We start from the raw sequence: 19,064 nt of genomic DNA on the forward strand, positions 1-19,064 counted from the left end.
GCCTTAGCCGATGGTGTCCGGCTCGGCACCGGACTCCCGATCGAGTTCGGCGACGTGCCGTTCCAGGCTGGCGCGGAGCCGGTCCGTGAGGAACGCGTCGTAGCCCGGCGTGCCATTCCCGGACTGGCGTTGTTCGATGGCGTCGAGATAGGCCAGGCGAACCTCCGGGCCGATGGCGATCGGCGGATAGGCGGCCTTGAGCAGCAGGAGGTTCATCAGCAGGCGTGCCGTGCGGCCGTTGCCATCCGCAAAGGGGTGGATGGCGACCAGGCGAAAATGCGCTTCGAAGGCCGCCGCGGGCGACGGTTCGACGGCCTGAAGCCATTGTCCGAAATCACCCATCAGCGGTGCGATCTCGGCCGGCGTCGGGAACCGCACGTCGGAGCCGGCGATGAAGCGCTGCCGGTCGCTGTAGCGGCCGGCGTCGTCGGGCAGGCTGCGGGCGAAGAGGATGCGGTGGATCTCCCGCACGTCGCCTTCCCGCACCGGTTCGTCCCGCGCCGCCAGGGCGCGGACGTAGGCCAGAGCATGATGATGGTCGACCGCTTCCAGATGGTCGCGCAGCGGTTTGCCGCCGACCGTGATCTCCGTTTCGATGACCAGGGCCGTCTCGCGCCGGGTCAGCGTGCCGCCCTCGATGGCGTTGGAGGTGTAGGTCAGTTCGACGTCGTACCACGCATCGAACGCGCGGGCGCTTTCACGGAACCGGGAGCGCAGGCCGTGCCAGCGCTGGCGCAGGCGTTCGAGGTCGGTCATCGGCGGTGACACCGTGGTGTGTTGCCTGCGCATGTCGCCACAGGCCCCCGCAAAAAACAACCGGCGCCCGCGGATGGACGAAGCGGACAGGCCCCGAGCGTTGCGCCGCCACCGTGTGTTATCATGCGTGATAGCAGCGTGGTGACGGGGTGCGGCCGTGGGAGCGCTGATCGTGCGGAATGTGGACGAGGAAACGATCGAGCTGCTGAAGGCGGGGGCGCGCCGGCAGGGGCGATCCATGGAGGCGGAGCACCGGGAGCTGCTGCGCGACGCGCTGGCCGGTGACCGGCGGGTGCAGGGAAAGGAGCGGCTTCGGCAGGTGCGGGAGTCCCTGGCCGGGCGCCGGCACACGCCATCGGAGGTCCTGCTGCGCGAAAGCCGGGAGGAGCGGTGAGGGTCGTCGTTGACGCCAACGTGGCGATCAAATGGGCCGTGCCCGAAGCGGGCACCGAACGTGCGTTGAGGGTTCTCGACGCGGACCCGGTGGTTCCCGACCTTTTCTTTGCCGAAGTCGCCAACGTTCTGTGGAAGAAGGTGCGACGGGGTGAGTTGAGCGATGCGGAAGCGGCATCAGCGTCGGAGGCGCTGCTGGTCCTCGATTATGATGTCGCTCCGACTGCGTCCCTGCTGCGGACCGCGCTCGACCTTGCCTGCCGGACGGGACATCCGGCGTACGATTTCCACTACGTCGCGCTGGCGCAGCCCGTGGCATTCCGTTCGTGACGGCCGACGACCGGTTCATTCGCCTGGCGCGCGGTCTTCAGCCCGCACTGTCGTGGGCGGGGTTCGTCGTCGCGTTGGCCGCGTTCGGCGACGGGCCTCCTGCCGCGTGACGGCAGCCCCGGGCCCGCGCAAAAAACAACCGGCGCCCGCGGATGGAGCGGGCGCCGGCGTCGTCACAGTCCGGGATGCGGGGGTGCCGGTTACCGGACCAGGTCGAAGGAGATGTCCGTCACGCCGACGACGCTGGTCTTGGCGTCCAGATCCTCGAAGATGCGGTCGAGGATGCGCACCATGACGTTCAGCGCGCCCTGGTAGCCCCAGGTCGGGTAGCGGTGGTGGTGGTGACGGTCGAAGATCGGGTAGGTCAGGCGGATCAGCGGGATCTTCGTGTCACGCTCCAGGTACTTGCCGTAGCTGTTGCCGATCAGGTAGTCGACCGGTTCGGTGAACAGCAGCGAGCGCAGGTGCCACAGGTCCTTGCCACCGTAAGCGTTGCCGTCCTTGCCGAAGGGCGAGCCCTCCAGCACCTTCTTCACCTGCTTCTCCCACTTCTTGGAGCCGGAGGTGGAGAGGATGTGCACCGGCTCCGCACCCAGTTCCAGCAGGAAGCGGGTCATGCCCAGGCAGAAGTCCGGGTCGCCGTAGACCGCGAAGCGCTTGCCGTGGAAGTAGGTGTGGCTGTCGGCGATGGCGTCGACCAGGCGGCCGCGCTCCAGGCGCAGCGCGTCCGGCACCGGCTTGCCCGACAGTTCCGCCAGCTTCATCAGCAGCTCGTCGGTCGCCCCGACGCCCAGCGGGTAGTTGAGCTTGGTGACGTCCTGGCCCTTTTCCTTGCAGAACTGCAGGGTCTGGGTGGTGCAGTACTCCTGCATGGTCACCGTGGCCTTGGCGTGCTTGGCCGCGGCGGTGGCTTCCAGCGTGGTGCCGCCGTCGTACATGCGGTACTCGCCGTCACCGGGGGTGTCGAAGTTGTCCGACACGTCCGACAGGATGGTGACGTCGATGCCGAACATCTGCGCGATGCGCTTCAGTTCGCGGTTGTTGCCGACCGCATAGCCGTCGAAGCCCGGAATGATGTTGATCGATTCCGTCTTCGGAACGTCGAACTGCTCCGCCTTGTCCCAGAAGTGGGACAGGATGCCCTTCATCATGTTGTCGTAGCCGGTGATGTGGCTGCCGACGAACGCCGGGGTGTGGGCGAACGGAACCGGGAAGTCCTGCGGGACGCTTTCCTTGTTCTTCGCGTTGACGATGAAGCCGCCGAGGTCGTCACCGATGACTTCGGCCATGCAGGTGGTCAGCACGGCGATCATCTTCGGCTTGTACAGGGTGTAGGCGTTGGCCAGGCCGTCGATCATGTTGTTGAGGCCGCCGAACACCGCCGCGTCTTCCGTCATCGACGAGGAGACCGCGCTGTTGGGCTCCTTGAAGTGACGGGTGAGGTGGGTGCGGTAGTAGGCGACGCAGCCCTGCGAGCCGTGCACGAAGGGCAGGGTGCCCTCGAACCCCTGGGCGGCGAACATGGCGCCGATGGGCTGGCACGCCTTGGTGGGGTTGATGGTCACCGCCTCGCGGGCGAAGTTCTTCTCGCGGTATTCCGCGGACTTCGTCCACTCGGACACCTCGGCGACCTTCTCGTCGGGGTGGCCGAACTCGAACTCCTGCTTCTTGCGCTCGAAGAGCGCCTGGTATTCCGGCTGGCGGAAGAGCGTGAAATGGTCGAGGACCTTATCGGCGCTCTGGGAAACGGCAATATCCGACATCGTTGGGTGCTCCTATTCCCGAGCGGCGATCAGAAGGGGGCCTTGGTCATGCCCCAGACGGGGTTGTTGATCGCCATGTCCATGTCGCGGGCGAAGATGGCGAAACCGTCGTAGCCGTGGTACGGCCCCGAGTAGTCCCACGAGTGCATCTGCCGGAACGGCAGGCCCATCTTCTGGAAGACGTACTTTTCCTTGATGCCGGAGGCGACGAGGTCGGGACGCAGCCCCTTGACGAACTCCTCCAGCTCGAAGCCGGTGACGTCGTCATAGATCAGCGTGCCTTCCTTCATGTAATGGGTGGTGCGCTGGTAATCGTCGTTGTGGGCGAACTCGTAGCCCGTGCCGATGATCTCCATGCCCAGGTCGTGGTAGGCGTCGGCCACGTGACGCGGGCGCAGACCGCCGACGTAGATCATGACCTTCTTGCCTTCCAGGCGCGGCTTGTACTTGGCGATGACGGCGTCCACCAGCGGCTGGTAGCGGGCGATGACCTTCTCGGCGTTCTCCTTGATCGTGTCGTCGAAGAGGGCCGCGATCTTGCGCAGCGACTCCGCGATCTGCGAGGGGCCGAAGAAGTTGTACTCCATCCACGGAATGCCGAACTTCTCTTCCATGTGGCGCGCGATGTAGTTCATCGAGCGGTAGCAGTGGATGAGATTGACCTTGGCCTTCGGCGTGTTCTCCAGCTCGGCCAGCGTGCCGTCGCCCGACCACTGGGCGATCACGCGCAGCCCGATCTCTTCGAGCAGGATGCGGCTCGACCAGGCGTCGCCGCCGATGTTGTAGTCGCCGATGATCGTGACGTCGTAGGGGGTCGATTCGAAGCCGGCGACGGGCTCGGTCTTCTCGAAGATCCAGTCGCGGATGGTGTCGTTGGCGATGTGGTGCCCCAGCGACTGGGACACGCCGCGGAACCCTTCGCAGCGCACCGGCACGATGGGCTTGCCGATCTCGGCCGACTTGGCGCGGGCGACCGCCTCGATGTCATCGCCGATCAGGCCGATCGGGCATTCGGACTGGATGGAGAGGCCCCTGGCCAGCGGGAAGAGGTCGTTGATCTCCTCGATGACCTTGTGCAGCTTCTTGTCGCCGCCGAAGACGATGTCCTTCTCCTGGAAGTCGGACGTGAAGTGCATCGTGCCGAAGCTGTCGACGCCGGTGTCGCCGATGTAGTAGTTGCGGCGACCCGACCACGAGTAGTAGCCGCAGCCGACCGGGCCGTGGCTGATGTGGATCATGTCCTTGATCGGGCCCCAGACCACGCCCTTCGAGCCGGCATACGCGCAGCCGCGGATGGTCATGACGCCGGGGATGGACTTGATGTTCGACTTGACGCCGCAGTCCTTGGCTTCCGCCTCGAGGACGTTGAGGTGCTTGGCACGCCGCTTGCGCGACTTCTCGGGATAGGCTTCGAGGACCTTGTCGACCAGACCTTTGACGTCGACGTCCTGATTCACGGACAGGCTCATGGTGCCGGACTCCTGGAAAAAAACTTTCCGTTCGCGCCGTCTCGTCACGGCGCGGGACCGGGCCCCTCCCTCCCTCCCCCGCGGGTGCTCCATGCGGGGGAGGGCTGGGGACGGGGCCAGTTGGATCGCCCTGGAGGGGAGAACCCGGGACCGGCGTCAGGCGCTGGCCTTGGCCGCTTCCTTGGCCGCCAGTTCGGCGAGCTGCTGCTCCTCGGTCTTCATGATGCCGAAGTCCATCAGCATCTCTTCCAGCTCTTCCATGCTGATCGGGGTGGGGATGACGCCCTTGCCCTTGTTGTGATGGATCTTGCTGGCGAGCTGACGGTACTCGTCGGCCTGCTTGCTGTCGGGGGCGTACTCGATCACCGTCATGCGGCGCAGCTCGGCGTGCTGCACGATGTTGTCGCGCGGCACGAAGTGGATGAGCTGGGTGCCCAGGCGCTTGGCCAGGGCGTCGGCCAGGTCGATCTCCTTGTCGGTCTGCCGCTCGTTGCAGATCAGGCCGCCCAGGCGCACGCCGCCGCTGTTGGCGTACTTGAGAATGCCCTTGGAGATGTTGTTGGCGGCGTACAGCGCCATCATCTCACCGGACATGACGATGTAGATTTCCTGCGCCTTGTTCTCGCGGATGGGCATGGCGAAGCCGCCGCACACCACGTCGCCCAGCACGTCGTAGGAGACGTAGTCGACGTCGTCGTAGGCGCCGTTCTCTTCCAGGAAGTTGATGGCGGTGATGACGCCGCGGCCGGCGCAGCCGACGCCCGGCTCGGGGCCGCCGGACTCCACGCACTTGATGTTCTTGTAGCCGATCTTGACGACGTCCTCGAGTTCCAGGTCCTCGACCGAGCCGGCCTCGGCGGCCAGGTGCAGGACGGTGTCCTGGGCCTTGGCGTGCAGGATCAGGCGGGTCGAGTCGGCCTTCGGGTCGCAGCCGACGATCAGGATCTTCTGGTCCATCTCGACCAGAGCCGCCAGGGTGTTCTGCGACGTCGTCGACTTGCCGATGCCGCCCTTGCCGTAGAAGGCGATCTGGCGAAGACCGGGATTGCTCATGGTGCTCGCTCCTATGCTGTGTCCCGTTGGATCGGTGCCCGGGCCCCTTGGTCCCGTTGCGGCGCGGGTGTCTCGCCGCGGTCGATCCTATGACTGCACGGAGCGTGCCAATTCGGGTGTTCTCGTTATCTCATTGATATAGCTCGCATTGTCGTCGTGTCGGGATTGCGACGGGGCGTCGGGACGGGCCCCGCGGCTGTGATGAACCCGACAATGACCACAATTTTTGTCCGGTCTAACACAGGCGTCCCGGCCCGGCCGGGCGGGTGACCGGAACGGCGATGCCGGCGTTACGGCGAGGCCGTTTTGCCTCGCCGATCCGTCACCGCCCGCTACGCGACCCGCTCCGGTGCGCCGCGCACCGCGGCGGCGCGGGTGGTGAGGATGTTGGCGGCGGCCGGCCGGTCCAGGGCGCGCATGAGGTGGGCGACCTCGTCGGCGCGGGCCAGCAGGTCGTCGGCGGACTTGGCGTCGGCCGGCCGGTGATCCCGCGCCGTTTCCAGGAGGGAGGCGGTGCGCCGCGCCAGCGCCTCGCTCCGGGCCACCAGGAAATCGGAGAGGGTGTCGAGGGCCGGCGGCCGGTGCGGGTGGCCGACGCCGAGGCGGGAGGTGAAACGGTGCAGCCACTTCACCTTGCGGGCCAGCGCCACGAACAGCAGGTTGTCGAAACGCGGTTCCGGCAAGGCCGTGTGCAGCAGGTCGAGCACGGCGTGCCCGAGCCGCGTCGCCGCCTCGACATAGCCGTCCAGCGCCTCGGCGTCGGCCGTGCGGACGAAGGGGCTCGTCTCCTCCTCACGGTCCTGGAGCGAGTCCAGCATGCGCATGGCCAGCACGATCAGGCTGTCGACCGAGGCGATCACCGTCAGGCTGTCGTGCAGCGTCATCAGGGAGCGGCTGCGCACGAAGCCGTCCAGGGTCGCCGCGCAGTGGCGCAGGGCCAGCCGGGCCACCCGCCGGCATTCGGACGCCACCTCGGCCAGCGGCCCGTCGCCGGCGCCCAGCGCCTCCATCACCAGCCGGAAGCCTTCCAGCCGCAGCAGGGCGTGCGACAACTCGGCCACGCCGCCGGGGCGGCCGACCGGCCGGTCGGCCCGGACGACCGTCCGGGCGAGCGTCCGGCTCTGTTCCTCCAGCGCCGCCAGCACCGCCACGGTGTGGGCACGGCCGGCCCCGCGCAGCACGATCAGCAGGGTGCGCATGGCCGCGGCGATGTCGAGCGCGCTGGGCAGGCCCTCGATCTCCGCCGGTTCCGGCGCGCCTTGCGCCGCCGCCAGCGGGCCGAACAGCCGGTCGTTCAGATGCTCGCGACAGGCCGGCAGCAGCACGTCCACCAGCACCGGCGAGGCGTGGCGCAGCGTCATCTCCTGCAGCCGCGCCGGCGACTGGCCGACCAGGGCGTGCAGCGCGCTGTCGCCGGCCGGCAGGTGCACCCGGCGGCGGTATGGCTCCAATGCCGTCAGCAAGGTCCGGGCGGAGTCGAGCGTCAGCGGGCGGCGCAGCAGATCCGCCGCGCGCACCGCGTCGTGGGCTTCGTGGGCGTGGCGCAGGCGGCGGGCCGGCAGGCGGGGTGCCGCCGGCTCGCGCGCCGGCACCGGTGCGGAGGCCGGCGGCGGCACGGACGGGCGGCTGGTCGGCCAACTCACCGCCGCCGGCTTCGGCAGCGTCCCGTGTCCGGGCGCGTTCCGGCGCCGCAACCCCCACATTGCTCCGCTCCATCCGGATGATCGTTGGCGCCGCCCGATGAAAAACCGTAATTCCCGCGGTGTTTCTCGCGCGTTTGCGGACGATGCAAGCAGATACTATAGGAAGGCAATTCGGTGGTAGCAAGCCGACCAGCCCTATTCTTTTGGTGATGGCCTATAATCTTCACAGGCCTTTGGTAAGGAGTTGATTCGAATTGTCAGATCCGGAAGGCGTGTTTCCCGGCGGCGATGAGGTGCGCCGCGCCGTGGCACCCGGACCGTGGCCTTATGCCGAAAGCGGTGCTGCGGGCCGCGCCAAACCGGCCGGAAGCGTTATAGGGAGCCGTCCTTTCATTGATTAGGATCGCAGCCGGAAGGGTCCCCGGCAGGACGTGTGCTGCGCCGGGTCGTTGTGTCCCGTTACAGACCGAAGGACCGATGACGGAGAGAAGCGCGGTGTCCGCGCCGCGGTGCGTGATCTTCAGCGTGGCGGACCGGCGTTTGGCGCTGCCCGGCGGGGCGGTGCGGCGCGTGGTGTCCATGCCCCGGCTGAAAGCCTTGCCGACCATGCCGCCGGTGCTTGAGGGTGTGATGGTGCTGGGCGGTGCCGCGGTTCCGGTGCTGCGCCTGGACGTGCTGTTGGGCGTTCCGCGGCGGGAGCCGGGGGTCTACACGCCGCTGCTGCTGTTGCACCGGCCGGCCGGGCCGCTGGCCCTGCTGGTCGACCGCGTCCACGAGATGGCCGAGGTGCCGGCCGACGCCCTCGCCCCGGTCGGGGAGGACGCCAGTCTTAATCATTGCGTCAGCGCCACCTGGACCCACCGCGGCGATGCCACCCTGCTGCTCGATCCCGATGCGTTGCTGAGTGCCGCCGAGGAGGTGCGCCTGGCCGAGTTGCGCGACCTTGCCGAGGAACGGCTGGCGGCCTGGCAGGACGACGGGCCATGACGGGAAGCCCGGCCACCGCCGCCGTGCTGGCGCATCCGGCGTTCGCGCGGGTGAAGGACCTGGTGATCGAACGCACCGGGCTGGCCTATTACCTGGACAAGGACGCTGCCCTGGCCGAGCGGGTGCGGCGCCGGCTGGACGCCCTGGCGCTGGCCGACGTCGGTGCCTATGCCGGGCTGCTGGCGGGCGGCGGCGCCGGCGCCGGCGAGTTCCAGGCGCTGATCGACGAGATCACTGTCGGTGAGACCTTCTTCTTCCGCTACCGGGAGCAGTTCGAGGCGTTGCGCGCCGTGGTCGTGCCCGAATGCCTGCGCCGCAACGCGGCCTCGCGGACGCTGCGGGTGTGGAGTGCCGGTTGCTCCACCGGGGCCGAGCCCTATTCGGTGGAGATCCTGCTGCGCCGCCATTTCGCCGTCGAACTGGAGGGCTGGCAGGTGTCCATCATCGGCACCGACATCAACCGCGGCTTTCTGCGTCAGGCGAACGACGGGGTGTACGGCGATTGGGCCCTGCGCGGCGTGACGCCGGACGTGCGCGCCGCCTGTTTCGACCCCGGCCCCGCCGGCACCCGGGTCCTGAAGCCGGAATTCCGCCGGTGGACGCGCTTCGGCTATTTCAACCTCAGCACCGGCACGCTGCCGTCCTGGACGGACGGGCTGGCCGGCTTCGACATCGTGCTTTGCCGCAACGTCATGATCTACTTCGACGAGGCGACCCGCCTGCGGCTGATCCGTGGCCTGCACGACGTGATCGCCGACGGCGGCTGGCTGTTCGTCGGGCACGCCGAGGCGGGGTTGGAACTGACCTCGCCCTTCATCTCCGTCGCCGTCCCCGGCGCCACCCTCTACCGCAAGCCGCCGCAGGTGCCGGTGGCGATGCCGACGCCGGTCGCCGGCCCGGAAGCGCGGGAGGCCACGCCACCCGCTGCGGCCCCGCAGCCGGCACCGGCACGGCCGGTCACGTCCCCGGAGGAGCCATCGCCGCCACCGCCCGCGGCCGCCGATCTTCCGGCACCCGGCGACGCGGTACCGACTCTGGACGATCTGGTCGCCCTGGCCGACCGCGGCGACTGGACGGCCGCGCTCGACGCCTGCGAGGCGCTGGTGGACGCCGTGCCCACCAGCGCGGCGGCCCATTTCTACCGCGGCCTGATCGAGGACCATCTGGGCGTCGGCGATCCCGGCGCCGCCTTTCGCCGCGCCCTCTACCTGGACCAGGGGCTGGCGCTCGCCCATTACCACCTGGCGCTGGTGCACTGGCGTCGCGGCCAGATGGAGCCGGCGCGCCGCCACTTCCGCAACGCCCGACTGGCGCTGGTCGGCCACGACCCCGGCGAGTCCGTCGCCTTCGGCCGCGGCCTGAGCGTGCGTGAGCTGGCGGCGATGCTCGACCTGTGGCTGCCCGGCCGCGGCGGGCGCGGCGGTGCGCCATGAGCGATGCCGGCCGCATCGACTGGGAAGCCCTGCGCCGCCGCCTGGCGCGGGGGCGCGCCGCCTTCCACGACGCCGTGGCCGGCCGCGGGCCGTGGGCGGAGGACCTGCTGGACCGCCGCACCGCCGAACTGGCGCGCCGCCCCGACGACGAGGCGGATGCCGCACCACGGGTCCGCCTGCTGCTGGGGCGCGGCGCCACCGGACGCTACGCGCTGGAGGTGCGGCACGTGTCGCGGGTGCAGCCGGTCGTTCGCTGGACGCCGGTGCCGGGGGCACCGTCCCACCTTCTGGGGCTGATCACCGTGGCCGGGCGGGTGCTGCGGCTGTTCGACACCGACCGGCTGTGCGGTGCGCCGCCGGGCCTGGACGGAATCCCCGGAGGATTTGCCGTTCTGCTGCGCGGCCACCGCAAGGCGCCGGTCGCTCTGCGCCTGCGGGGCGTCGAGGCGGTGGAGGAGCTGCGCGCCGACCGGCTGCGGCCGCGGCAGGGGGACGGGTCGGCTTACGTGAAGGCGCTGGGCGACGACGGGCTGGTGCTGCTCGACGCCGAGGCCATCGTGAAGGAACTGGACGGGGACTGAGAACCGATGAGACTGACGGTCGCGCAAAAGCTGGCCCTGGCGTTCGTGCTCGTGAGCGCGTTCGCCCTGGCGCCTATCGCCTACCAGTTCCGGCAGTTCGAGCATGCCTTCACCATCATCCGCGTCATCGCCACCGACGATGTCGGCGCGGCGGAGCTGTTGCAGGAGATCACCACCTCCCAGGCGTTGCTGCGCGGCCGGCGCGACGCGGCCTTCATGGAAGCGGTCATGGCCCGTTCGGAGGGGCGGCCGGTGGACGTCGCGCCTCTGCGGCAGGGCTACGACGCCATTGCGAACCGCGACCTCGAGACGCTTCAGGAGCTGATCCGGTTGACCGATGCCCAGGCGCGGGATCCCGCGTCGCACGCACGCGGCGTCGTGTGGCAGGAGTTCAGCTCGTTCGCCCGCGACCTGGACCGTGGCATGCGTGAGGCCATGGCGCTGGGCCAGAGGATCTTCGTTCTGCTCGACGACGGGCGGCTGGACGAGGCGATCGCGCTGCGACCCAGCCTGAACGCCATGCGCGACGCCATGGATTCCCGGATGGACCAGGCCAACAGCCTTCTCGGGCGGCTCACCGCGGCGGGCCGGGAGCGCATCGCGGAGATCCATGAGGAGATGGTGCGTTCCGCCCTGCTGGCCACGGTCGGGCTGCTGGCGGCGGCGCTGGCCATCGCCTTCCTCATCGGCCGCTCCATCACCGGGCGCCTGGGCCGCGCCATCGCCGCCGTCCGCCAGATCGGCGAGGGTGACCTGACACGGCGCGTCGCCATCACCGGCAACGACGAGCTGGCGGCGCTGGGCGGCCATCTCAACTCCATGGCCGAAGGGCTGCGGTCCATATCGCAGGGTGTGCGCGGCGCGGCGGAGAACGTGCACGCCGCCACGGCACAGATCCGCGCCTCCACCCAGCAGCAGGCGGCCAGCGTGGCCGAGCAACTCGCCGCGGTGGAGGAGACCATGGCGACGCTGTCGGAGATCACCGCGTCGGGTGCCCAGATCTCCAAGCGCGCCCAGGATGTGGCGGCGGGGGCCCAGAACGCGTCCGCCTCGTCCAACTCCGGCCTGAAGGCGGTGGACGACACCATCCAGGCCATGGACGCCATCCGCGAGCAGGCGGAGACCGTGGCCGAGACCATCGTCATGCTGTCCGAACGCACCCAGGCGATCAGCGACATCATCGTCACCGTCAACGACATCGCCGAGCGCAGCCATCTGCTGGCCCTCAACGCCGCCATCGAGGCGGCGGCGGCGGGCGAGCACGGCCGCACCTTCTCGGTCGTTGCGGCGGAGATCAAGAGTCTGGCCGATCAGGCCAAGGACGCCACCGCCCAGGTCCGCTCCAACCTCTCGGAAATCCAGCAGGGGATCAACGCCTCCGTCATGCTGACCGAGGAGGCGGTCAAGCGCGTCGCCGCCGGCAAGCGGCAGAGCGACGCCACCCAGTCGACCATCCGCCAGATGGCCGACAACATCCAGGAGAGCGTGCTGGCCTTCCAGCAGATCGTCGCCGGCACCAACCAGCAGCAGATCGGCCTGGAACAGGTGATCCAGGCGCTTCAGAACATCCGCCAGGCGAGCACCCAGACGGCGGCCGGCACCCGCCAGCTCGAAGGGGCGGCGGCCAACCTCAACGACCTCGGCCAGGGTCTGGTCGAGGCGGTCAGGAACTACCGCGTGTGATCGACATCCGGCAGCGGCTGCTCGCCGCCTTCGAACTCGAACACAAGGAACACCTGGCGGAACTCCGCCAGGCCCTGCGGGCCGCCGCCGCCGGCGGCGGACCGGGGCCCGACCTGGACGAGATGCACCGCCGCGCCCACAGCCTGAAGGGCGCGGCGCGGGCCGTCGATCTGCCCGCGGTGGAAGCGGTGGCGCATCGGCTGGAGTCCGTGTTCCTGGCGGTGCAGGCGGGTCGCGCGGCGCTGGGCGGGCCGGTGTCGGACATCATGTTCCGCGCGCTGGACGCCATCGAGGACATCGCCGCCGCCGCCGCCCGCGGCGAGACGCCGGAGGCGCCGCCCGAGCTGCTGGACACGCTGGAGGATCTGGGGGGCAACGCCGTCCTGCCGGTCGGGCCGCGGCACGCGGCGGCCGAGCCCGCCCCGCCCGGCGGCGCGGCGGCGCCCGCGCGGTCCGACACGGTGTGGCGGGCATCGTCGCGGCGGCCCCGGCTGGTGCGCATCAACTCCGGGACCCTCGGCCATTTCGTCGAGACCGCGGCGGCCCTGCTGCCGGAGGTCGAACGCCAGGGAGAGGTGGCGGCGGACCTGGCGCGTCTGCGGGCGGACATGCGCGCCCTGGACCGGCAATGGCACCGCCTGCGCCGCAGCCTGGAGCCGCGCCGCGGCCGCGATGCACCGGCTCCGGCGGTGGCGGCGCTGCCGGGATATCTGGATGCCTTCCAGCAGCGGCTGCGCGCCGTCGGCGACCTGGCCGAGCGGGCGGCGCAGGCCCAGCGCCGCGGCCATTGGAGCCTGAAGCTGTGGGGCGGCACGCTGCAGGACGACGTGCGACGGCTGCGCATGGTGCCCGCCGACACCCAGTTCGGCGACCTCGGCCGCATGGTGCGCGAACTGGCGCGCGGCCAGGGCAAGGAACTGGAGGTGGACGTGCGCGGCCTCGACACCGAGGCCGACCGGGAGGTGCTGCAGCAACTCAAGGACCCCGTCGTCCACCTCGTGCGCAACGCCGTCGGCCACGGCATCGAAATGCCCGGGGATCGTCTGGACGCCGGCAAACGGGCGGCCGGCCGCATCGCCGTGACGGTCTCCACCGTGGCCGGGCGCCTGCGTATGACGGTGGAGGATGACGGCCGCGGCCTCGACCTCGCGGCCATCGCCCGCACCGCCGTGGAGCGCGGCCTCCTGAGTGAGGAGGAGGCGGAGGAGGCGTCGCCGGAACGGCTGTTGGCCATCGTCCTGGAACCGGGTTTCTCCACCGCCGGTGCCGTGACCGAGTTGTCGGGCCGCGGCATGGGCCTGTCGATCGTGCGCGAGGCGGTGCGGCGTCTTCAGGGAAACCTGACCATCGCGCCCCGCGACGGCGGCGGCACCGTGGTGACCGTGTCGGCTCCCATCCTGCTGTCCACGCAGCGCCTGCTGTTCGTCGCCGTCGCCGGTCAGGTGCTGGCGTTGCCCGGCACGGCGGTGTCCCGGATGCACCGGGTGGAGGCATCGGCTGTCGTCGCCGTCGCCGGCACGCCGATGCTGCACCTTGACGGGGAGGACCTGCCGGTGACCTCCCTGTCCGCCCGCCTGGGCCTCGGCAGCGGCCCGCCGGTGGAGGTGCTGGCCGTGGCGGTGGTGAGGACGGGGTCCGGGCGTGTGGCGCTGGCGGTCGACGGTCTTGTCGGCGTGCGTGACGCGCTGGTGTCGTCCATCGACGAGGTGGCGCTGGACCCGGCCCGGTTCATCGGGACGGTCCTGCTGGACGACGGCAGCCCGGCGCTGGTGCTCAACCCCGACGGTCTGGGCGGCGGCGCGGACGCCATGGACGCCTTCCTGACGCCGGAGCGGCCGCCGGAACGGCCGCCGCCGACCATCCTGGTGGTGGACGACAGCATCACCACCCGCACCCTGGAGCGCAGCATCCTTGAGGCGCACGGCTACACGGTGCTGCTCAGCGTCGACGGGCGCGACGCACTGGAGCGGCTGGGCGAAACCCCGGTCGATCTGATCGTGTCGGACGTGGAGATGCCGCACATGGACGGCTACACGCTGTTGCAGGTGGTCAAGGGGGACCCGCGCACGGCCGACATCCCCGTGATCCTGGTCACCTCGCGCGACAGCGACGAGGACCGGGAACGCGGTCTGCGGCTCGGCGCCGATGCCTACATCGTCAAGACGCGGTTCGACCAGGGGGAACTTCTGGAAGGGATCAGACGCCTGCTATGAGTGATCCACGCAAGGTGCGGGTGCTCGTCGTCGAGGATTCGCCCGTCGTCCAGGAACTGCTGGTCCACCTGATCGGCCGAGATCCCCGGCTGGAGGTGGCGGCCGTCGCCTCCTCGGCCGAGGTGGCGCTGCGCCTGCTCGACAAGATCCGGCCCGACGTGGTGTCGCTGGACATCCGGTTGCCCGGCATGAACGGCTTCGAGGCCACGAAGCGCATCATGAACCAGCACCCCTTGCCTATCGTCGTCGTCGCCAACGACGTGCACGACGCCAGCATGAACATCTCGATGAACGCCTTGCGCGCCGGCGCGCTGGCGGTGGTGGAGAAGCCGGGCAGCATCAGCCGCGCCGACTATGACGCAGTGGCGCGCCATCTGTGCACCCAGCTCTACGCCATGAGCCAGGTGCGCGTCATCCGCCAGCGCATCCGGGCCGCCGACCGGCCGCTCGCCGCCGCCCCGCCGCCGCCGGTGCCCGAGGCCATCGAGCGCAGCTACGAGGTGCTGGGCCTGGTGGCCTCCACCGGCGGGCCCAACGCGCTGGTCAAGGTGCTGAACGGCTTGCCCACCGCCTTTCCGTTGCCGATCCTGGTGGTGCAGCACATCGGTGCCGCCTTTGCGGCCGGCTTCGCGACCTGGCTGGACACCGTCTGCCCGCAGTCCGTGCGGCTGGCGGAATCCGGCATGGAGGTGGCGCCCGGCCGCATCTACGTGGCGGCCGGTGATCGCCATCTGCTGGTGGATCGCGGCCGCCTGCGCCTGTCCGATGACGCGCCGGTGTGCGGCCAGCGCCCGTCGGGCGACGTGCTGTTCGCGTCGCTGGCCGACCGTTACGGGGCCGGCGCGATCGGCGTGCTGCTGACCGGAATGGGAGAGGACGGCGCCCAAGGGCTGTTGGCGTTGCGGCAGGCCGGGGGCTACACTGTCGCCGAGGATGCCTCGACCGCCGTGATCCACGGCATGCCGGGGGCCGCCGTCGCGCTGGGCGGTGCTGTCGAGGAGTTGCCGCTGCACAAGATCGCGGCGCGCCTCACCGAACTCGTTTCGCCGAACGCGGGGTCTTGATGTCTGCCCGTCCGATCGCCGTCATCGATGCGTCGCCGACGCAGAGCCTGCTCTACCGCATCCGCCTGGAGGAGCGCGGACTGGAGGTCGTCGGCATCGACTCCCTGGCCGGTGCCGCGGCGCTGGGGACCAGGGCGCCCGCCGCCGTCCTGGTCAATTTGCGCACCCTTGCCGTCGATGCCGGCGCAGCGGTGGCCGCCGTGCGCGCCGCGGCGCCCGACGTCGCCCTGGTCCTGGTCGGGGATGGCACCGGCGGGTCGCCGCCGCCGGGCGTCCACCGCGTCGCCGGAGGCGATCCCGACGCCGTGGTGGCGGAGGTCTGCCGGGTGGCTGCCGAGGACAGGGCACCGGCATCGGCACCGGCCGCACGGCCGGGCCCGGAGGAGGTCTTCCGGCGCGGCCGAATCCTGGTGGTCGACGACAGCGTGACGTACCGGGAGTTCCTGCGCCTCGAACTGGAAGACGCGGGGTGCACGGTGGTGGTCACCGGCGGCGCCGGCGATGCCTTCGCCGCCCTGGAGGCGGAGGCGTTCGACGTGATCATCGTCGATCTGGTGATGCCCGGGGTCTCGGGCACCGAACTGTGCGAGGCGTTCGACCGGTTCCGGCGCGAACGGGACCTGCTGTTCGACATCCTCGTCCACACCAGCCAGGATCGGGCCGAACTCCTGATCTCGTGTCTCCAGGGCGGTGCCGACGAGTTCGTCGGCAAGTCGCAGCCGCTTGAAGTGTTGAAAGTGCGGATTCTGGCGCTGCTTCGCCGCAAGTTCTTTATCGAGGATGCGCTTCTCGGGTGATGCGGAGAGAAATCGGTCCGTCTGCTCTGCAATGACGTTCGTAATACGACCGGCGCTTTACGGTACTACCTATGATCGATTTGCGCAACCGACGCCAGCCATTACCTTAGGGCGGCTCATGGCGTGGTTGCGTGGTCGACGGCGGAACCGGAACCGTGCGGAACCGCATGGTCGGATGGAGAGGGAAGAGGCTTTCGTGGACCTAACCACCACGCATAACCGGGGCGAGCGGGCACCGTACGACGCGGGCTGGCCCGAGTCCCTGCGCACCGCCCACCGCATCTGCCTTGCCAGCGTCGCGCCGGCCGTGCTGTTCACGGGGGCCGAGCGCGGGGTGTATGCCAACGCCCCCTTCCGCGACTGCCTTTCCGGAGAACCGTCACCGGCGGGCACGCCGGGACGCATCGTGCTGGGGAGCGGCTGGGCCGCGCTGGACGCGGTTCTGGCCGACCTGTACGCCCACCCCGGCGTGGCGGAGGATGGCGGGCGCAGCGTGCGGGTGGACGGCGCCGCGCTGCGGGCCCCCGTGGATCTGCGCCTGACGCCGGTGCTCGACGGGGATGCGGTGGTCGGCGTGTTCGCGATGGTCGACTGCCGGCGGGTGTCCGGCGCGCCGGAGTGCGTGCGCGCCGACGAGTATGAGCGCCTGCGCCAAGCCGCCCGGGAGGAGAGCGAGCGGGCCAACGCCGCCAAGGCGCGATTCCTCGCCGCGGCCAGCCACGATCTGCGCCAGCCCTTCCAGGCCATGCGCCTGTTCCTGGGCGTGCTCGACCAGCAGATCGACCCCGGCGCCGCGGCGCACGCCACCGTGCAGAAGCTGAGCAACGCCCTGGAGGCCGGCGAACGGCTGCTGCACGCGCTGCTGGACATCTCCATCCTGGATTCCGGCCAGCTCACGCCCAAACCGGTGGACCTGGCGCTGGACGAGCTTTTGTCCAACCTGGTCGAGGAGGTGCGCCCCCAGGCCATGGACAAGGGCCTGACGCTCAAGGCCCGGCTGCATCCGGCGCGGGTCCACGCCGACCCGCTGCTGCTGGAGCGGATCGTGCGCAACCTGCTCAGCAACGCCGTCCGCTACACCCGCACCGGAACGGTGATGATCGCCATGCGCCGGCGCGGCGACGCCATCCGCGTCGAGGTGTGGGACACCGGCTTCGGCATCCCGGAGGAGCAGCGCGCCGCCATCTTCGAGGAGTTCCACCAGCTCGAGAATCCCGAGCGCGACCGCACCCGCGGCTTCGGCCTGGGGCTGGCCATCGTGCAGCGGCTGGCCGGGCTGATGAAATTGCCGCTCGACGTGCGCTCGCAGGTCGGCCGCGGTTCGGTCTTCGCCGTCAGCGTGCCGCTGAGCCGCATCGCCACCGCTCCCCGGGCGGACACCGTCCCCGGGGCCGGCAGCGGCGACACGCTCAGCGGCCGCACCGTGCTGGCGGTCGACGACGAGGAGATGGTGCTGTTCGGCCTGCGCATGATGCTGGAAGCCTGGGGCTGCACCGTGGTCGCCGCCGCCGATCTGGGGGAGGTGATCGCCGGCCTGGACCAGATGGACAATCCGCCCGACATCATCCTCACCGACCTGCGCCTGCCCGGCGAGTCCAGCGGCTTCGACGTCATCCGGCGTGTCCGCCGCCTCTACCGCCGCGACGTCCCCGCCATCGTCCTGACCGGCGAGACCTTCGAATCCCCCCTGGCCGGCGGCAACCACCCCAGGTGCTGGATGCTGCGCAAGCCCCTCCAGCCCGACGAGTTGCGTCAGGTCCTGATCGGGGCGCTGGACGAGGCGTGAGCGGCGCCCGGAGTGCCGCCCATACGGTCCGCTTGCGGACCTCGGGGACGGATCCGGGCGAGGTCCGCCTCGTTATGATGACGTTATCGTTGCGGGAATCCGGATCTCCGGGAACGCCGGTGCGGCCGGTGGGATCACGTTGCCCGCTCACGACTCGGGAGCGCGAGCGGCAACGCGCGCACCGCGGCGCATGACCATCGTCATCGATTGCAACGTCGTCGTCTCGGCTGCCCGGAATGGCGGCGTCTGATACCGGGTTCGGTAAATCCTGACGTCCGAACCCGGTATCGGCCGCGACGGCGGCCGCGGCCCGATAGGGCCGAAGCCTGCGTGGCGTTTGAACGCAGCGGTCAGGATTTTCCTGACCGCGTATGAATGTCGGTGCTGCGGCATTGCCTTAAACAGAGGCGCGCACCGGTCGATCGTCTTCGCTTGGCTGAGGGCATCGCCGGTCTCGCTTAAATGTTCTTTAACCATAAAATCCCACTCTTCCCCGCGACGGCCGCGAAGCGGTGCGGCGTTCAGGGATGAGGGACCGGGTATGACGTGCATTGTCGGGTTGGTGGACGGCGATCGGGTGTGGATGGGCGGCGACAGCGCCGGCGTGTCGGGGCTGGACATCACGGTGCGGGCGGACACCAAGGTCTTCCGCAACGGCGACATGCTGATCGGCTTCACCAACTCGTTCCGCATGGGCCAACTCCTCGCCTACAAGCTGGCGCCGCCGCCGCACGACCCCGAAGACGACGTCTTCCGCTATATGGTCGTCGATTTCGTCGACGCCGTGCGCGCCTGCCTGAAGGACGGCGGCTATGCCCAGCGCTCCAACGACGTGGAGAGCGGCGGCACCTTCCTGGCGGCCTATCGGGGACGCCTGTTCTCGGTGCAGAGCGATTACCAGGTGGGGGAGGCGGTGCGCGGCTATCACGCCATAGGCTGCGGTGCCGACTACGCGCTGGGCTCGCTGGCCTCCACCGCCGGCCTGCCCGCCGAGGAGCGGGTGCTGAAGGCCCTGGAGTGCGCCGAACTGTTCAGCGGCGGCGTGCGCAGCCCCTTCAGCATCCGGTCGCTGGACGCCCGGCCGCAGCTCGCCCTGACCGAGGCGGCGTGATC

The 19,064-nt window shown here is 69.9% G+C and carries 16 protein-coding genes; 11 read left to right on the top strand and 5 right to left on the bottom strand.

Going from position 1 to position 19,064, the window contains the following annotated elements:
- Positions 1-3: 3 nt before the first annotated feature.
- Complete coding sequence (locus tag G472_RS36075) at positions 4-756, bottom strand: Fic family protein (RefSeq protein ID WP_035693996.1); 753 nt, start codon at positions 754-756, stop codon at positions 4-6.
- 157 nt (positions 757-913) lie between these two features.
- Between G472_RS36075 and G472_RS0127890 the strand changes: the two genes are divergently transcribed.
- On the top strand, positions 914-1,150 hold the full coding sequence (locus tag G472_RS0127890; RefSeq protein WP_029011022.1) for a FitA-like ribbon-helix-helix domain-containing protein: 237 nt from the start codon (positions 914-916) through the stop codon (positions 1,148-1,150).
- A complete protein-coding gene (locus G472_RS36080; RefSeq protein WP_051341458.1) occupies positions 1,147-1,479 on the top strand; it encodes a type II toxin-antitoxin system VapC family toxin in 333 nt (110 codons plus the stop codon). The genes G472_RS0127890 and G472_RS36080 overlap by 4 nt, the downstream gene beginning before the upstream one ends.
- 200 nt (positions 1,480-1,679) lie before the next feature.
- Here G472_RS36080 and nifK read toward each other — a convergent pair whose 3' ends face one another.
- The 4 genes from nifK to G472_RS36085 form a co-directional block, all read right to left on the bottom strand.
- Positions 1,680-3,242, bottom strand: a complete 1,563-nt coding sequence (nifK, locus tag G472_RS0127900; protein ID WP_029011023.1) for a nitrogenase molybdenum-iron protein subunit beta — start codon at positions 3,240-3,242, stop codon at positions 1,680-1,682.
- Positions 3,243-3,271: 29 nt separating this feature from the next.
- Positions 3,272-4,711, bottom strand: coding sequence for a nitrogenase molybdenum-iron protein alpha chain (nifD, locus tag G472_RS0127905; protein WP_029011024.1), 1,440 nt, complete (start codon positions 4,709-4,711; stop codon positions 3,272-3,274).
- Between the two features lie 156 nt (positions 4,712-4,867).
- Positions 4,868-5,764 carry a nitrogenase iron protein gene (gene nifH / locus G472_RS0127910; protein ID WP_029011025.1) on the bottom strand — a complete coding sequence of 299 codons (897 nt, stop codon included), beginning with the start codon at positions 5,762-5,764 and terminating at the stop codon, positions 4,868-4,870.
- Between the two features lie 332 nt (positions 5,765-6,096).
- Positions 6,097-7,407 (bottom strand): hypothetical protein, encoded by a 1,311-nt coding sequence (locus G472_RS36085; protein ID WP_156927283.1) that lies wholly within the window; start codon positions 7,405-7,407, stop codon positions 6,097-6,099.
- A gap of 495 nt (positions 7,408-7,902) precedes the next feature.
- Between G472_RS36085 and G472_RS0127920 the strand changes: the two genes are divergently transcribed.
- The 9 genes from G472_RS0127920 (at position 7,903) to G472_RS0127960 (ending at position 19,062) form a co-directional block, all read left to right on the top strand.
- Positions 7,903-8,394 (top strand): chemotaxis protein CheW, encoded by a 492-nt coding sequence (locus G472_RS0127920; RefSeq protein WP_029011026.1) that lies wholly within the window; start codon positions 7,903-7,905, stop codon positions 8,392-8,394.
- On the top strand, positions 8,391-9,827 hold the full coding sequence (locus G472_RS36090; protein WP_035693997.1) for a CheR family methyltransferase: 1,437 nt from the start codon (positions 8,391-8,393) through the stop codon (positions 9,825-9,827). The genes G472_RS0127920 and G472_RS36090 overlap by 4 nt, the downstream gene beginning before the upstream one ends.
- Positions 9,824-10,408 carry a chemotaxis protein CheW gene (locus G472_RS36095; protein WP_035694054.1) on the top strand — a complete coding sequence of 195 codons (585 nt, stop codon included), beginning with the start codon at positions 9,824-9,826 and terminating at the stop codon, positions 10,406-10,408. The genes G472_RS36090 and G472_RS36095 overlap by 4 nt, the downstream gene beginning before the upstream one ends.
- 6 nt (positions 10,409-10,414) lie before the next feature.
- Entirely contained in the window at positions 10,415-12,091 is a 1,677-nt protein-coding gene (locus tag G472_RS0127935) for a methyl-accepting chemotaxis protein (RefSeq protein ID WP_029011027.1), read from the top strand.
- A complete protein-coding gene (locus tag G472_RS0127940) occupies positions 12,088-14,304 on the top strand; it encodes a response regulator (protein WP_245593610.1) in 2,217 nt (738 codons plus the stop codon). Before G472_RS0127935 ends, G472_RS0127940 begins: the two co-directional genes overlap by 4 nt.
- Positions 14,301-15,368, top strand: coding sequence for a chemotaxis-specific protein-glutamate methyltransferase CheB (gene cheB, locus G472_RS36100; RefSeq protein ID WP_035693998.1), 1,068 nt, complete (start codon positions 14,301-14,303; stop codon positions 15,366-15,368). Before G472_RS0127940 ends, cheB begins: the two co-directional genes overlap by 4 nt.
- On the top strand, positions 15,368-16,165 hold the full coding sequence (locus G472_RS37690) for a response regulator (protein WP_029011029.1): 798 nt from the start codon (positions 15,368-15,370) through the stop codon (positions 16,163-16,165). Before cheB ends, G472_RS37690 begins: the two co-directional genes overlap by 1 nt.
- A 196-nt stretch (positions 16,166-16,361) precedes the next feature.
- Positions 16,362-17,951, top strand: a complete 1,590-nt coding sequence (locus G472_RS36110) for an ATP-binding response regulator (RefSeq protein ID WP_156927284.1) — start codon at positions 16,362-16,364, stop codon at positions 17,949-17,951.
- A gap of 541 nt (positions 17,952-18,492) precedes the next feature.
- Positions 18,493-19,062: a hypothetical protein gene (locus G472_RS0127960; protein WP_029011030.1), complete on the top strand. Its 570-nt coding sequence runs from the start codon at positions 18,493-18,495 to the stop codon at positions 19,060-19,062.
- Positions 19,063-19,064: the final 2 nt, after the last annotated feature.

The organism is Azospirillum halopraeferens DSM 3675 (genome assembly GCF_000429625.1).
GTDB classification, from domain to species: domain Bacteria; phylum Pseudomonadota; class Alphaproteobacteria; order Azospirillales; family Azospirillaceae; genus Azospirillum; species Azospirillum halopraeferens.

What these genes read in the sequence shown, in the direction of transcription:
- G472_RS36075 (WP_035693996.1), bottom strand. Translation starts at nt 756, where the DNA reads ATGACCGACCTCGAACGCCTGCGCCAGCGCTGGCACGGCCTGCGCTCC.
- G472_RS0127935 (WP_029011027.1), top strand. Translation starts at nt 10,415, where the DNA reads ATGAGACTGACGGTCGCGCAAAAGCTGGCCCTGGCGTTCGTGCTCGTG.
- G472_RS0127960 (WP_029011030.1), top strand. Translation starts at nt 18,493, where the DNA reads ATGACGTGCATTGTCGGGTTGGTGGACGGCGATCGGGTGTGGATGGGC.
- G472_RS36095 (WP_035694054.1), top strand. Translation starts at nt 9,824, where the DNA reads ATGAGCGATGCCGGCCGCATCGACTGGGAAGCCCTGCGCCGCCGCCTG.
- G472_RS37690 (WP_029011029.1), top strand. Translation starts at nt 15,368, where the DNA reads ATGTCTGCCCGTCCGATCGCCGTCATCGATGCGTCGCCGACGCAGAGC.
- nifK (WP_029011023.1), bottom strand. Translation starts at nt 3,242, where the DNA reads ATGTCGGATATTGCCGTTTCCCAGAGCGCCGATAAGGTCCTCGACCAT.
- cheB (WP_035693998.1), top strand. Translation starts at nt 14,301, where the DNA reads ATGAGTGATCCACGCAAGGTGCGGGTGCTCGTCGTCGAGGATTCGCCC.
- nifH (WP_029011025.1), bottom strand. Translation starts at nt 5,764, where the DNA reads ATGAGCAATCCCGGTCTTCGCCAGATCGCCTTCTACGGCAAGGGCGGC.
- G472_RS36090 (WP_035693997.1), top strand. Translation starts at nt 8,391, where the DNA reads ATGACGGGAAGCCCGGCCACCGCCGCCGTGCTGGCGCATCCGGCGTTC.
- nifD (WP_029011024.1), bottom strand. Translation starts at nt 4,711, where the DNA reads ATGAGCCTGTCCGTGAATCAGGACGTCGACGTCAAAGGTCTGGTCGAC.